Annotated in this window: 13 protein-coding genes; 9 read left to right on the forward strand and 4 right to left on the reverse strand. The window is 54.4% G+C overall.

Translation table 11 applies throughout. The annotated features are described in order from the left end of the window. Positions 1-61: 61 nt before the first annotated feature. Positions 62-472, forward strand: coding sequence for a CidA/LrgA family protein (locus tag OGY13_RS01395; protein ID WP_003826638.1), 411 nt, complete (start codon positions 62-64; stop codon positions 470-472). Then, on the forward strand, positions 465-1,154 hold the full coding sequence (locus OGY13_RS01400) for an LrgB family protein (RefSeq protein ID WP_003031745.1): 690 nt from the start codon (positions 465-467) through the stop codon (positions 1,152-1,154). The genes OGY13_RS01395 and OGY13_RS01400 overlap by 8 nt, the downstream gene beginning before the upstream one ends. Positions 1,155-1,199: 45 nt before the next feature. Here the strand turns inward: OGY13_RS01400 and actP are convergent, their stop codons facing one another. From actP to acs, 3 genes are all read right to left on the reverse strand, one after another. Then, positions 1,200-2,849, reverse strand: coding sequence for a cation/acetate symporter ActP (gene actP / locus OGY13_RS01405; protein ID WP_008786931.1), 1,650 nt, complete (start codon positions 2,847-2,849; stop codon positions 1,200-1,202). Then, positions 2,846-3,160 carry a DUF485 domain-containing protein gene (locus OGY13_RS01410; protein ID WP_003031750.1) on the reverse strand — a complete coding sequence of 105 codons (315 nt, stop codon included), beginning with the start codon at positions 3,158-3,160 and terminating at the stop codon, positions 2,846-2,848. The genes actP and OGY13_RS01410 overlap by 4 nt, the downstream gene beginning before the upstream one ends. Positions 3,161-3,402: 242 nt before the next feature. After that, a complete protein-coding gene (gene acs / locus OGY13_RS01415; RefSeq protein ID WP_003826645.1) occupies positions 3,403-5,361 on the reverse strand; it encodes an acetate--CoA ligase in 1,959 nt (652 codons plus the stop codon). Between the two features lie 434 nt (positions 5,362-5,795). Here acs and nrfA point away from each other — a divergent pair, with 434 nt between their 5' ends. The 7 genes from nrfA (at position 5,796) to gltP (ending at position 13,949) form a co-directional block, all read left to right on the forward strand. After that, complete coding sequence (gene nrfA, locus OGY13_RS01420) at positions 5,796-7,232, forward strand: ammonia-forming nitrite reductase cytochrome c552 subunit (protein WP_003826647.1); 1,437 nt, start codon at positions 5,796-5,798, stop codon at positions 7,230-7,232. A gap of 44 nt (positions 7,233-7,276) precedes the next feature. After that, positions 7,277-7,843, forward strand: a complete 567-nt coding sequence (gene nrfB, locus OGY13_RS01425) for a cytochrome c nitrite reductase pentaheme subunit (protein ID WP_213752807.1) — start codon at positions 7,277-7,279, stop codon at positions 7,841-7,843. After that, on the forward strand, positions 7,840-8,511 hold the full coding sequence (nrfC, locus tag OGY13_RS01430; protein ID WP_003031761.1) for a cytochrome c nitrite reductase Fe-S protein: 672 nt from the start codon (positions 7,840-7,842) through the stop codon (positions 8,509-8,511). The genes nrfB and nrfC overlap by 4 nt, the downstream gene beginning before the upstream one ends. After that, a complete protein-coding gene (nrfD, locus tag OGY13_RS01435; RefSeq protein WP_003826653.1) occupies positions 8,508-9,464 on the forward strand; it encodes a cytochrome c nitrite reductase subunit NrfD in 957 nt (318 codons plus the stop codon). The genes nrfC and nrfD overlap by 4 nt, the downstream gene beginning before the upstream one ends. Before the next feature lie 8 nt (positions 9,465-9,472). Further along, a complete protein-coding gene (nrfF, locus tag OGY13_RS01440; protein WP_213752811.1) occupies positions 9,473-11,686 on the forward strand; it encodes a heme lyase NrfEFG subunit NrfF in 2,214 nt (737 codons plus the stop codon). Beyond that, the gene (nrfG, locus tag OGY13_RS01445) at positions 11,683-12,294 is read left to right on the forward strand and encodes a heme lyase NrfEFG subunit NrfG (protein WP_213752806.1); all 612 of its coding nucleotides are present in this window, start codon (positions 11,683-11,685) and stop codon (positions 12,292-12,294) included. The genes nrfF and nrfG overlap by 4 nt, the downstream gene beginning before the upstream one ends. Before the next feature lie 344 nt (positions 12,295-12,638). Next, entirely contained in the window at positions 12,639-13,949 is a 1,311-nt protein-coding gene (gltP, locus tag OGY13_RS01450; RefSeq protein WP_020996087.1) for a glutamate/aspartate:proton symporter GltP, read from the forward strand. 78 nt (positions 13,950-14,027) lie between these two features. Here gltP and yjcO read toward each other — a convergent pair whose 3' ends face one another. Continuing rightward, complete coding sequence (yjcO, locus tag OGY13_RS01455; protein WP_032934129.1) at positions 14,028-14,711, reverse strand: Sel1 family TPR-like repeat protein YjcO; 684 nt, start codon at positions 14,709-14,711, stop codon at positions 14,028-14,030. Between the last annotated feature and the right edge of the window lie 28 nt (positions 14,712-14,739).

Genomic DNA, 14,739 nt, shown 5'->3' on the forward strand with positions numbered 1-14,739 from the left:
TTTCAGTCCTGGAAGGGGGCTCTCTATACTGGCGCTCTCTATTTTTTAAGGACATACCCTCATGGCTGTGGCGATAAGCCGCGTGACGCCTGCCGTTATTCATCGACTCCAGATCCCCGTTCAGGTTCTGTTGTATGCAGGTCTCTTTGTATTTGCTCAATATCTTGTCTCCTGGCTGCATCTACCGCTTCCTGCCAACCTGGTCGGGATGGTGCTGATGCTGGCGTTAATTGTCTGCCGGGTTATCCCGCTGAACTGGATTCGCGCAGGTGCTCGCTGGTTACTGGCTGAAATGCTGCTGTTTTTTGTCCCGGCGGTGGTCGCCGTTGTGAACTACACGCAGCTGTTGCTGGTTGATGGCTGGCGTATATTTGCCGTGATTGCGATCAGTACGCTGATGGTGCTCGGCGCAACGGCGTGGGTGGTGGATAAAGTGTATCGCTATGAAATGCGCAGGCTAAACCGTGAGTAATTTCCAGTTAAGCGTGTTGTGTCTGGTGATTACGCTGGGTATCTACTTTGCCAATAAGCGCCTGTATCGCCGTTTTCGTAAATTACCCCTAATGCCATTAGTTCTCACCCCGGCCCTGCTGGTGCTGATGCTGGTCTTCGGCCATATCTCCTGGCAAAACTATATCGGTGAATCGCACTGGTTGCTGTGGTTGTTAGGCCCAGCGACCATCGCGTTTGCCGTTCCGGTGTATGACAACCTTGCCGTGATTAAGCGTCACTGGATGTCGCTGACGGCGGGCGTGGTAACGGCAACGCTGGTGGCCGTCACCAGTTCCGTATGGCTGGCGCGCCTGTTTATGTTGCCTGATGAGATCCAACGCAGTCTGGCGGTGCGCTCCGTCACCACACCGTTTGCGCTGGCGGCGGCAGAACCGTTGGGCGGGCAGCCGGACCTGGTGGCATTGTTCGTGGTGGTGACCGGCGTATTTGGTATGGCGGTCGGCGATGTGCTGTTTTTACGGCTTTCCATTCGTGAAGGGATGGCGAAAGGCGCAGGATTTGGCGCAGCATCGCACGGCGCAGGCACGGCACGCTCTTATGAACTCGGTCAGCAGGAAGGGGTCGTTGCCAGCCTGGTGATGATGCTTTCCGGCGTGGTAATGGTGCTGGTGGCACCGCTGGTGGCGAGGCTGATGTTCTGAGGAAAGATATATTCCTCCGGCCCGAAAGCCGGAGGAGAAGGGAAGTTAGTGCGCGCGACCTTGTTCTACGCCGTACCCGGTCTGGGAACGGATGAACTGAGCACGGAACTGCTCGCGTTCGCGGTTGCCTTCTTCTGAGTTGTCGGTGGCAGAGAAGAACCAGATCCCGAGGAATGCTACGCTGATGGAGAACAGCGCCGGATACTCATACGGGAAAATGGCTTTTTCGTGACCGAGGATCTGGACCCAAATCGTTGGACCAAGAATCATCAGCACCACTGCCGTCAGCAGGCCTAACCAGCCACCCAACATTGCGCCACGCGTGGTCAGTTTCGACCAGTACATAGAGAGCAGAATGATGGGGAAGTTACAGCTCGCCGCGATGGCGAACGCCAGGCCGACCATGAAGGCGATGTTCTGGTTCTCAAACAGCACGCCGAGCACGATGGCAATCACGCCCAGCACCAGCACGGTGATTTTCGAAACCCGCAGCTCTTCACGTTCGGTGGCGCCTTTGCGGAACACGTTGGCGTACAGGTCGTGAGACACTGCCGATGCGCCCGCCAGAGTCAGACCGGCAACCACCGCCAGAATGGTGGCAAACGCCACGGCTGAGATGAAGCCGAGGAACAGGTTACCGCCCACCGCATTCGCCAGGTGAACCGCCGCCATGTTATTACCGCCAATCAGCGCGCCCGCAGCATCTTTGTACGCCGGATTTGCACCTACCAGCATGATTGCGCCAAAGCCGATGATAAAGGTCAGGATATAGAAATAACCCATAAAACCGGTGGCGTAGAACACGCTCTTACGTGCTTCACGGGCATCGCTAACCGTGAAGAAGCGCATCAGGATGTGCGGCAAGCCCGCCGTACCAAACATCAGGCCGAGACCTAACGACAGTGCAGAGATTGGGTCTTTTACCAACCCGCCCGGGCTCATAATGGCTGAACCTTTCGGGTGTACCGCCATCGCTTCGGTGAACAGATTATTGAAGCTAAAGCCGACGTGCTTCATCACCATAAAGGCCATAAAGCTGGCACCGAACAGCAACAGTACGGCTTTGATGATCTGTACCCAGGTGGTCGCCAACATGCCGCCAAACAAAACGTACATCATCATCAGCACGCCAACCAGTACGACAGCGATGTGATAGTTCAGACCAAACAGCAGCTCAATCAGCTTACCTGCACCAACCATCTGCGCGATCAGATACAGCGCAACCACCACCAGGGAACCACAGGCGGACAGAATACGGATTGGCCCTTGCTTCAGACGATAAGACGCAACGTCTGCAAAGGTGTAACGACCCAGGTTACGCAAACGCTCAGCAATCAGGAACAGGATAATTGGCCAGCCGACCAGGAAGCCGAGTGAATAGATCAGCCCGTCATAACCGGAGGTAAAGACCAGCGCGGAAATCCCGAGGAACGATGCCGCCGACATATAGTCGCCCGCAATCGCCAGCCCGTTCTGGAAACCGGTGATGTTACCGCCAGCGGTGTAGTAGTCATTACGCGAACGTACGCGCTTTGACGCCCAGTAGGTAATGCCGAGCGTAAAGATGACGAAAATCAGGAACATGATAATCGCCTGCCAGTTGGTTGGCTGGCGTTGGACTGCACCGCTAATAGCATCCGCCGCGTTTGCGGCGAAGGGCAGCGTGGCGGCAAGCGCCGTCAGGACTCTCTTCATGATGCTTTAACCTCGTGCAGAACCGCATTGTTCAGGCGATCGAATTCACCGTTTGCCCGCCAGATGTAGATCCCGGTCAGGATGAAGGAGATAAGGATCACACCGACCCCAATCGGAATACCGCGGGTGACGCTGGTTCCCGCGTGTAGCGGAGTACCCAGCCAGCCCGGCGCAAAGGCAATCAATAATATAAAGCTGATATAAACTGCCAGCATGATGATGGACAGAATGGTGGCAAACCGTTGCCGTTTTTCTACTAACTCCCTGAAACGCGCACTGTCTTCTATCCGCTGATAAATTTGGTCATTCATCACAGAGCTCTCCAGAGGTCCCCCTGCGTCTTTCGTGCTACAGGTTCGTTGGCCGCACTCGCCCACCCCAGTCACATAGTGAACTATGCTCTTGGGGATGTGCTCGCTTGCCGCCTTCCTGTAACACGAAATCCTTTGGGGGAGGTTTTTTATATTTCCCTCCCGGTGAAGAGAGGGTAGGGTCAGATTTGTAGGCCGGATAAGACGCTTTCGCGTCGCCATCCGGCATTTTCAGGACTTTGTTATGATGGCATCGCGATGGCCTGCTTCTCTTCGAGCAGTTTCTCCACGACGCCAGGATCGGCGAGGGTCGAGGTATCGCCCAGATTGCTGGTATCGCCCGCCGCGATTTTGCGCAGGATGCGGCGCATGATTTTGCCGGAGCGGGTTTTCGGCAGTGAGTCGGTCCAGTGCAGCACGTCTGGCGTTGCCAACGGACCAATTTCTTTACGCACCCAGTTGCGAACCTCGGCGTACAACTCAGGTGACGGCTCTTCACCGTGATTCAGCGTGACGTAGGCGTAGATCGCCTGGCCTTTAATATTATGCGGAATTCCCACCACCGCGGCTTCGGCAATCTTCGGATGCGACACCAGCGCTGATTCGATTTCAGCCGTTCCCAGACGGTGGCCAGAGACGTTCAGCACATCGTCCACACGTCCGGTGATCCAGTAATAGCCATCTTCGTCACGGCGCGCGCCGTCGCCGCTGAAGTACATATTCTTGAAGGTAGAGAAGTAGGTTTGCTCAAAGCGTTCGTGATCGCCAAACAGCGTTCTCGCCTGGCCTGGCCACGAGTCGGTAATCACCAGGTTGCCTTCGGTCGCGCCTTCCAGCGGATTACCTTCGTTATCGACAATCGCAGGCTGCACGCCAAAGAACGGACGGGTTGCGGAACCGGCTTTCAGCTCGGTAGCGCCCGGCAGTGGGGTGATCATGAATCCCCCGGTTTCGGTCTGCCACCAGGTATCGACGACCGGACATTTTTCGTTGCCGATCTTCTTCCAGTACCACTCCCACGCTTCCGGGTTGATCGGCTCGCCAACGGAACCCAGGATACGCAGCGACGAACGGTCAGTACCTTCAATCGCTTTGTCGCCTTCTGCCATCAGTGCGCGAATGGCGGTCGGTGCGGTATACAGAATATTGACCTGGTGCTTGTCCACAACCTGCGACATACGCGCAGGCGTTGGCCAGTTTGGTACGCCTTCGAACATCAGCGTGGTTGCACCGCAGGCCAGCGGGCCGTACAGCAGGTAGCTGTGTCCGGTTACCCAACCCACGTCAGCGGTGCACCAATAGATATCGCCCTGATGGTAATCAAACACGTACTTAAAGGTGGTTGCAGCGTAGACCAGATACCCGCCGGTAGTGTGCAGCACGCCTTTCGGCTTGCCGGTTGAACCGGAGGTATACAGGATAAACAGCGGATCTTCCGCGTTCATCTCTTCCGGTTGGTGTTCTGAGCTGGCTTTCTCGATAAGATCGGACCACCACAGGTCACGGCCTTCCTGCCACTCCGTTTTACCACCGGTACGTTTGAGGACGACCACATGTTCAACGGTTTTCACGTTCGGGTTTTTCAGCGCATCATCGACGTTCTTTTTCAACGGGATAGCGCGTCCGGCGCGTACGCCTTCATCGGCGGTGATCACCAGGCGTGAATTGGAGTCGATAATACGTCCGGCGACGGCTTCCGGTGAGAAACCACCGAAGATGACAGAATGCACGGCCCCAATGCGGGCACAGGCCAGCATGGCAACCGCAGCCTCTGGCACCATCGGCATATAAATGGCCACCACGTCACCTTTTTTTATGCCTAAATCCAGTAGCGTATTGGCGAAACGGCAGACATCGCGATGCAACTCGCGATAGGTAATGTTTTTGCTTTGGGTAGCGTCATCGCCCTCCCAGATAATGGCGGTACGATCGCCGTTTGCCTGCAGATGGCGGTCAAGGCAGTTTGCGGCCAGGTTCAGGGTGCCGTCTTCGTACCATTTAATAGACACGTTGCCTGGTGCGAAGGAGGTGTTCTTCACCTGGCTGTACGGCTTGATCCAATCAAGAATCTTTCCCTGCTCGCCCCAAAATGTGTCGGGTTCGTTAACGGATTGCTGGTATTTCTCTGCGTACTGCTCCGGATTTATCAGGCAACGATCCGCAATGTTTGCGGGAATAGCGTGTTTATGTATTTGGCTCATGGCTTTTGTTCTCCTTGTAGGATGTTAATAATATGTCTCATAAACGTTAAATGTAGGGGCTTTGAGAGTTTTGTTTAGTATTTGCGCGGCAGATCACGCAATAAACGAATTGTGCAAATTAGCGACAAACTGAATTTTGAAGGGAACTAGCAAAAATTGATTAAATCTCGCGATAACATGCAGTTATCTAAAGGATTGTTGAAAAGGTGATCTGTCTCTGAATTAGACAAAAGAGTGAGAGATTAGAGGGGTGTTATAACTCTAAAGTGGTATTTTACATACACTTACAATTGATTAAAAACAACATTTTCAGTGTGGTTTCTTGTTACAAATAGGGTGGAGCAATGTCATGACAGTATTCGTGTGGTTGCTGTTGTGGAAAACAATAAAAGAACCGCCATTGCAGATAATGGCGTCATCTGGATGAGACCCCTATGGCAAGGATAAAATCACGCGTACGCCGTTTCTTCAGCCTGTTATTACCTTTATTATTTATTTCTGCTGTTCACGCTGAACAAACTTCTGTACCTGCAAAAACCGTCACCGTTGAAGCGAAGAATGAAACCTTCGCACCTCAGCATCCCGATCAATATCTCTCCTGGAAAGCCACGTCTGAGCAATCAGCCCGTGAAGATGCACTGGCAGAAGATCCGCGTCTGGTGATCCTGTGGGCGGGATACCCATTCTCGCGCGATTACAACAAACCGCGGGGACACGCGTATGCCGTGACCGATGTCCGTGAAACCTTACGTACCGGCGCACCAAAAACGGCAGAAGATGGTCCGTTGCCGATGGCCTGCTGGAGCTGTAAAAGCCCGGACGTAGCGCGTCTTATCCAGAAAGACGGTGAAGATGGCTACTTCCACGGTAAATGGGCGCGCGGCGGTCCGGAAATTGTTAACAATCTCGGTTGTGCGGATTGCCATAATACCGCGTCACCAGACTTCGCCAAAGGCAAGCCAGAACTGACCCTGTCGCGTCCTTATGCAGAACGCGCGATGGAAGCCATCGGTAAACCGTTTGAGAAAGCCGGTCGCTTTGACCAGCAATCCATGGTCTGCGGCCAGTGCCACGTGGAATACTACTTCGACGGTAAAAACAAAGCCGTTAAGTTCCCGTGGGACGACGGCATGAAAGTCGAGAACATGGAGAAATACTACGACAACATTGCTTTCTCTGACTGGACCAACTCCCTGTCTAAAACGCCGATGCTGAAAGCGCAGCACCCGGAGTATGAAACCTGGAGCGCGGGCATTCACGGCAAGAACAACGTGACCTGTATCGACTGTCACATGCCGAAAGTGCAAAACGCGGAAGGCAAGATCTATACCGACCATAAGATTGGTAACCCGTTCGACAACTTCCCTCAGACCTGCGCGAACTGCCACACCCAGGACAAAGCGTCCCTGCAAAAAGTGGTCGCCGAGCGTAAACAGGCTATTCATGACCTGAAAATCAAAGTTGAAGATCAGCTGGTTCGTGCGCACTTCGAAGCGAAAGCCGCATGGGATGCGGGCGCGACTGAAGCGGAAATGAAGCCGATTCTGGAAGATATCCGTCACGCACAATGGCGTTGGGACCTGTCTATCGCCTCACACGGCATTCATATGCACGCCCCGGAAGAAGGCCTGCGGATGCTGGGTAGCGCAATGGATAAAGCCGCCGACGCGCGTACCAAACTGGTCCGTCTGCTGGCGACCAAAGGCATCACGCATGAAATTCCGTTGCCGGATATCTCGACCAAAGAGAAAGCCCAGGCGGCGATTGGTCTGAACATGCAGCAAATCAATGCTGAGAAGCAGGACTTCATCAAAACGGTGATTCCACAGTGGGAAGATCAGGCACGTAAAAACGGTCTGTTAAGCCAATAACCCCATTCCGCCCCGCAAGGGGCGGATAACTCAACGGAGTGAATATGAGCGTATTACGTTCGTTATTAACTGCTGGGGTGCTGGCGTCAGGCTTGTTATGGAGCCTGAGTGGAATCACTGCCACGCCAACGCCGCAGGAGTCGGATCAACGCTGGACGGTTACCCAACAGCGTAATCCGGATGCCGCCTGTCTGGACTGTCACAAGCCGGATACCGAAGGCATGCATGGTAAGCATGCGGAAGTCACCAACCCGAATAACAAACTGCCGGTCACCTGCACCAACTGTCACGGCCAGCCATCACCGAACCACCGTGAAGGGGTGAAAGATGTGATGCGCTTTAATGAGCCGATGTACAACGTGGAGCAGCAGAACAGCGTCTGTATGTCCTGTCACCTGCCTGAGCAGCTGCAAAAAGCGTTCTGGCCGCACGATGTCCACGTAACCAAAGTGGCGTGTGCCAGCTGTCACTCACTGCACCCGAAGCAAGACACGATGCAAACGCTGAGCGATAAAGGACGGATCAAGATTTGCGTCGATTGCCATAGCGATCAGCGTAACAATCCGAACTTTAACCCGGCGTCGATTCCGTTGCTTAAGGAGCATCCATGAGTTGCTCTCGTCGCCAGTTTATCACCGGCGTCGGCGCGCTGGTGGCAGTGAGCGGGACGGCGGGGCGCGTTGTGGCGAAGACGCTGAACATCAACGGCGTGCGTTACGGTATGGTACATGATGAGTCATTATGCATCGGCTGTACGGCCTGTATGGATGCTTGTCGCGAAGTCAACAACGTGCCGGAAGGCGTATCGCGTCTGACGATTATTCGCAGTGAGCCGCAAGGAACGTTTCCTGATGTGAAGTATCGCTTCTTCCGTCATTCGTGCCAGCACTGCGACCACGCTCCCTGCGTTGACGTCTGCCCGACGGGGGCATCGTATCGCGATGCCGCCAGCGGCATTGTGGATGTGAACCCGGACCTTTGCGTTGGCTGCCAGTACTGCATTGCCGCGTGTCCTTATCGCGTGCGCTTTATCCATCCGGTGAGCAAAACGGCGGATAAATGCGATTTCTGCCGGAAAACCAACCTGAAAGCGGGCAAACAGCCCGCCTGCGTTGAGTCATGTCCGACGAAGGCGCTGACGTTTGGTAATCTGGACGATCCCAACAGCGATATCTCCCGTTTGTTGCAGCAGAAAACGACCTACCGTTACAAGCTGGCGTTGGGTACAAAACCGAAGGTCTACCGCGTTCCCTTTAAATTTGGGGAGGTGAGCCAATGACATCCGCTTCTGCATTTCATTTTGAATCACTGGTGTGGGACTGGCCCATTGCCATCTATCTGTTCCTGATAGGTATCTCTGCCGGACTGGTCACGCTGGCGATTCTGCTGCGTCGCTTCCATCCGGAGGCGGGCGGTTCGGACAGCACGCTGCTGCGCACTACGCTGGTGTTAGGGCCGGGGGCGATTATCCTCGGTCTGTTGATTCTGGTGTTCCACCTGACGCGGCCATGGACTTTCTGGAAACTGATGTTCCACTACAGCTTCACTTCGGTGATGTCGATGGGGGTCATGCTGTTCCAGTTGTACATGGTGGTGTTAGTGCTGTGGCTGGCAAAAATCTTTGAAAAAGAAGTGATTGCCCTGCAACAGCGTTGGCTGCCGCGGTTAGGGATCGTGCAGAAAGTATTGACGCTGATCGGGCCTTTCCATCGTGCGCTTGAGACGTTAATGCTGGTGCTGGCGGTCCTGCTCGGGGCGTACACCGGCTTTCTGCTGTCGGCGCTGAAATCTTACCCGTTCCTGAATAACCCGATCCTGCCGGTGCTGTTCCTGTTCTCCGGGATCTCCTCCGGCGCCGCGGTGGCGCTGATCGCCATGGCGTTACGCCATCGTAGCAACCCGCACAGCACCGAAGCGCACTTTGTGCATCGCATGGAAGTCCCGGTGGTATGGCTGGAGATCTTCCTGCTGGCGGCGTTCTTTGTTGGTCTGGCGCTGGGCGATGACGGCAAAATGCGCGCGCTGGCGGCGGCACTGGGCGGTGGATTCTGGACCTGGTGGTTCTGGCTTGGCGTGGCTGGGCTTGGGCTGATACTGCCGATGCTGCTAAAACCCTGGGCCAACCGCAGTTCGACGTTTCATGGCGTGCTGGCAGTGTGCGGCGCCAGCCTGACCGGCGTACTGCTGCTGCGTTTTTTTATACTCTATGCGGGTCAGCTAACCGTTGCGTAAGGTGATATCTGGACGTTCTCCTTCCTGAAGCCGGTTTTCTGGCGCTGTTATTAAGCCTTGGGGTCAACGTGTTGACCCCGCTTGCCGTGCTGGTGGGTGTCCGCCAGCGCTGGCAAGGGGTGATGCGGCTTGCAACGGTGGGCGTGTGGGCGCAATTTACCCTGCTACTGCTGGCTTTTGCCATTCTGGTATTCTGCTTTTTGACCAGCGACTTTTCGGTGGTCTACGTTGCTCAGCACAGCTACAGCCTGCTGCCGTGGGGATTAAAACTGGCGGCGGTGTGGGGCGGTCACGAAGGATCGCTGCTGCTGTGGGTGCTGTTTCTTTCCGGCTGGAGCGCGCTGTTCGCTTTACGCTATCGGCGTGATACCGACGCGCTGTTTCCGCTGACGCTCAGCGTCCTTTCAATGATAACGGCCCTGCTGCTGCTGTTTGTGGTGGTATGGTCCGATCCGTTCGTGCGCATCTTCCCGCCTGCCATTGAAGGGCGCGACCTTAACCCGATGCTGCAACATCTCGGGTTAATCCTCCATCCACCTCTGCTGTATCTGGGTTACGGTGGTTTGATGGTGGCGGCAGGTGTGGCGCTGGCCTCGCTGCTACGTGGTGACTTTAATGCGCAGAGCGCCTGGGTGTGCTGGCGCTGGGCGCTGCCCGGCTGGTGCGCGCTGACGCTGGGAATTATCCTCGGCTCCTGGTGGGCCTATTGCGAGCTGGGCTGGGGCGGCTGGTGGTTCTGGGACCCGGTTGAAAATGCCTCCTTATTGCCCTGGCTTTCCGCCAGCGCGCTGCAGCATAGCCTGTATATCACGCGCCAGCGCGGAATCTTCCGCCACTGGTCGCTGCTACTGGCGATCGTCACGCTGATTTTATCGCTGCTTGGGACGCTGATTGTACGTTCCGGCATTCTCGTTTCGGTACATGCTTTCGCGTTGGATAACGTCCGCGCCGCGCCGCTGTTTGCGCTGTTTACCGTGTTGAGTCTGGCGTCGCTCGGGCTGTACGCCTGGCGGGGCCAGCAAGTCCGGCAGAATGCGCGTTTTGGCGGTTGGTCACGCGAGATGCTGATTCTGGTTGCGCTGCTGCTCTTTAGTGCGGTGCTGCTGATTGTGTTGATTGGCACGCTCTACCCGATGATTTACGGGCTGTTCGGCTGGGGACGGCTCTCCGTAGGCGCACCATACTTTAACCGTGCTACGCTGCCCTTTGGCCTGCTGATGCTGCTGGTTATCGTGCTGGCAACGGTCAGAAGCCGCAACGTGTCTTTCCGCATCCAGCTTCCGGCACTGCTGGCGCATGCCGGGGTGCTGGTGTTTGCGGCGGGGATCGTCTTTTCCAGCGGTAGCCGTCAGGAGATAAGCCTGAACCTGAGCCCTGGGCAGCAGGTTGAACTGGCGGGTTACATTTTCCGTTTTGAGCGTCTCGACCTGGAAGCCAAAGGTAACTACACCAGTGAAAAAGCGCAGATCACGCTGTGGCACAATGAGAAACGTATTGGCAGCCTGCAACCCGAAAGGCGCTTCTATGCCGCGCGACGTCAACAGATGATGGAGCCGGGGATCCGCTGGAATCTGATGCATGACTGGTACGCGGTAATGGGTGAAAAAACCGGACCTGACCGCTATGCCATGCGTTTGTACGTGCAGACCGGCGTGCGCTGGATTTGGGGTGGGGGACTATTAATGGTCTTTGGCGCGCTGCTGAGCGCGTGGCGAGGAAGGAAGCATCCAGAGTTATTGCCTGATGGCGCTGCGCTTATCAGGCCTACGAGTGAAAAGCATGGTAGGCCGGATAAGGCGTTCATGCCGCCATCCGGCAAAACGATGTTACTTGTGGCTTTACTGATTTTTCTACCTTTTACCACCCATGCCCAGGTTGTGGATACCTGGCGCTTTGAAAATCCGCAACAGCAGGAACAAGCGCTGTCCATTGCCAGCCAGCTTCGCTGCCCACAGTGTCAGAACCAAAACCTACTGGAATCCAATGCGCCGGTAGCGGTCAGTATGCGCCATCAGGTTTATAGCATGGTGGCGGAAGGGAAAAGCGAAGCCGAGATCACGACATGGATGACCGAGCGTTACGGTGACTTCGTTCGTTACAATCCGCCGCTGAATGAGCAAACGCTGCTGCTGTGGGCGTTACCGTGCCTGTTGTTATTGCTGGTAGGTGTGGTGGTCTGGCGAGTGAGAAGACGTCAGCATACGGAGGAAGGTGAACAATGAACCAGTCCGAACCGCTGTTACGCCCACTGCCTGTGAAGTGGCTGACCGCTGCGGCGGTGCTGATGGTTGTGGCCTGCATTGGAGGCTACTTGTTGACGCCAAAATGGCAGGCGGTTCGTCAGGAGCAGACGAGACTGGCGGACCCTTTACATGCTTTCTCCGATGAGAATGTTCAGGAAAAACAGTTGCTTTTGCTGCAATCGCAGATTCGCGCTAATCCCCAGGACGGCGTGAAATGGGCGCAACTCGGGGAGTACTATCTTTGGCAAAACGCGTATCATAATGCGCTGCTGGCCTACGAACAGGCGCTGCGTGTCGGCGGTGAAAATGCTGAGATCTATTCAGCGATGGCAACGGTATTGTATTACCAGGCCGGACAACATATGACGCCGCCCACTCGCGAGATGATTGATAAGGCTCTGGCGCTGGACCCGGCAGAGGTCACCGCGCTGATGCTGTTAGCCTCAGATGCGTTTATGCAGGCAGACTACGCCCAGGCTATTTCAGTGTGGCAAAAGGTTATGGATTTAAATTCGCCTAGGGTGAACCGGGCACAGCTCGTTGACTCTATTAATATGGCGAAGTTATTGCAGAATCGGCAAAAATAAATTTGTTTTTTTTGTGATTTGTATCATTTGGCCTGTTTAAAAAACAGGCAAACGAACAAATGGGCGAAAAAAACTCACACCATGACTTCTTCATTTTTGAACATATTAAAATTCTTTTATAACAAAAAGTTATTCATCAATACCGCGATAAAATTGCATTTTTATGCATAAAATCAGCCAAAAGCCCTGTTCTTAGAGGGTTGCGCGGAATGCCATGCAGATGATAATGATAATAAGCGTTAAAAAACTCCATAAACGAACGCAACACAATTCATACCCTTTCAGTATGTACTATTCCCACACACCGCATGTGGAATAGCGCTCCATCGAGGAAGTCCGTTGTTATGAAAAATTTGAAAGTCAGCCTGGCATGGCAGATTCTAATCGCCATGGTGCTGGGCATTCTGCTAGGGAGTTACCTGCATTACCATAGTGACAGCCGTGAATGGCTGGTTGTAAACCTGCTGTCACCGGCGGGCGATATCTTTATCCATCTGATCAAAATGATCGTTGTGCCCATTGTCATCTCTACGCTGGTTGTCGGTATCGCCGGAGTCGGTGATGCAAAACAGCTGGGCCGCATTGGCGCCAAAACTATTCTCTATTTCGAAGTGATCACCACCGTGGCGATTATCCTTGGGATCACGCTGGCTAATGTGTTCCAGCCGGGTTCCGGGATTGATATGTCGCAACTGGCGACCGTAGATATTTCGAAATATCAAAGCACGACTGCAGAAGTACAGAGCCACGCGCATGGTTTGATGGGGACAATTTTGTCACTGGTGCCGACCAATATCGTCGCCTCGATGGCAAAAGGCGATATGCTGCCGATTATCTTCTTCTCGGTGCTGTTCGGTTTAGGTTTGTCTTCCCTGCCGGCAACTCACCGCGAACCGCTGGTTACCGTGTTCCGCTCTATTTCCGAAACCATGTTTAAAGTGACCCACATGGTTATGCGCTATGCGCCAGTCGGCGTTTTCGCGCTGATTGCCGTTACCGTCGCGAACTTCGGTTTTGCCTCCCTGTGGCCGCTGGCGAAGCTGGTGCTGTTGGTGCACTTTGCCATCCTGTTCTTCGCGCTGGTGGTGCTGGGGATTGTCGCGCGTATCTGCGGTTTGAGCATTTGGATCCTGATCCGCATTCTGAAAGACGAGTTGATTCTGGCTTACTCTACCGCCAGCTCCGAGAGCGTACTGCCGCGTATTATCGAGAAGATGGAAGCCTATGGCGCACCGGCTTCAATCACCAGCTTTGTGGTGCCGACCGGCTACTCATTCAACCTTGATGGTTCAACGCTGTACCAGAGTATTGCCGCGATCTTTATTGCGCAGCTGTATGGTATCGACCTGTCGCTGTGGCAGGAAATAGTGCTGGTGTTGACGTTGATGGTGACCTCGAAAGGGATTGCGGGCGTGCCGGGCGTATCATTCGTGGTGCTGCTGGCAACGCTGGGCAGCGTGGGGATCCCGCTGGAAGGCCTGGCGTTTATTGCTGGTGTTGACCGTATTCTCGACATGGCGCGTACCGCGCTGAACGTGGTGGGTAACGCACTGGCGGTGCTGGTTATCTCCAAGTGGGAACACAAATTTGACCGCAAAAAAGCGCTGGCCTACGAGCGCGAAGTATTAGGTAAGTTTGATAAGACCGCCTTGTAGGCCGGATAAGGCAACGCCGCCATCAGGCAACCTGCTCTGGGTTGCCTGATGGCGCTACGCTTATCAGGCCTACAACGACTACCCGTTGGTTAACTTATCAAACTCTTCGCAGCCGGTATCGAATCCTTCCGTACAGCTCAGATTCAGCCAGTGCAGTGCCTTCTGTTTATTCTTCACGATAAAACCCTGCTCACCGTTTAAGAACATCATCCCGGCCCAGTATTCGGAATAACCGGTGCGGGAAATGGCAGAGCTACGTTTGAAATACCACGTCGCTTTCTCATCGTCTGCGGGAATACCCACGCCGTTGGCGTAAATCAGCCCAAGCAGCATTTGCGCGTCGACGGCGGAGTCGTTTTCCAGGTCCTCGGAGGCGTTTTGCAGCAAGGTAATGGCTTTGGGGTAATCGGTGTGTCCAGCCTGAGTGTTGACCAGAATACGCGCCAGCGTAATTTCCCCAGTTTTACTGCCTGCCTGGGTCGCTTTTTCCGCCAGCGTTTTGGCCTGGGGGTAATCCAGACTGACCGGATTGGTAATCTTAATTTGTGCCAGCAATGCGTAAGCATCGGCATCACCATTGTCGGCGGCTTTTTGCGCCCAATATTCCGCTTTACCCAAATCGCCTGAGCTAAACCAGGTATCAGCGAGGAAATATTGTGCACGTCGGTCTCCGGACTCGGCGGCTTTCAAAAACTGACTACCGGGCTCTTCGGCATGGACAAAGCATGTCATTAACACCATCAAGGCGAAAAGTCGTTTCATCTTATATTTAGATTTAGTGTAGGGAATG

Source organism: Citrobacter sp. Cpo045, from assembly GCF_030332875.1.
GTDB lineage: Bacteria > Pseudomonadota > Gammaproteobacteria > Enterobacterales > Enterobacteriaceae > Citrobacter > Citrobacter portucalensis.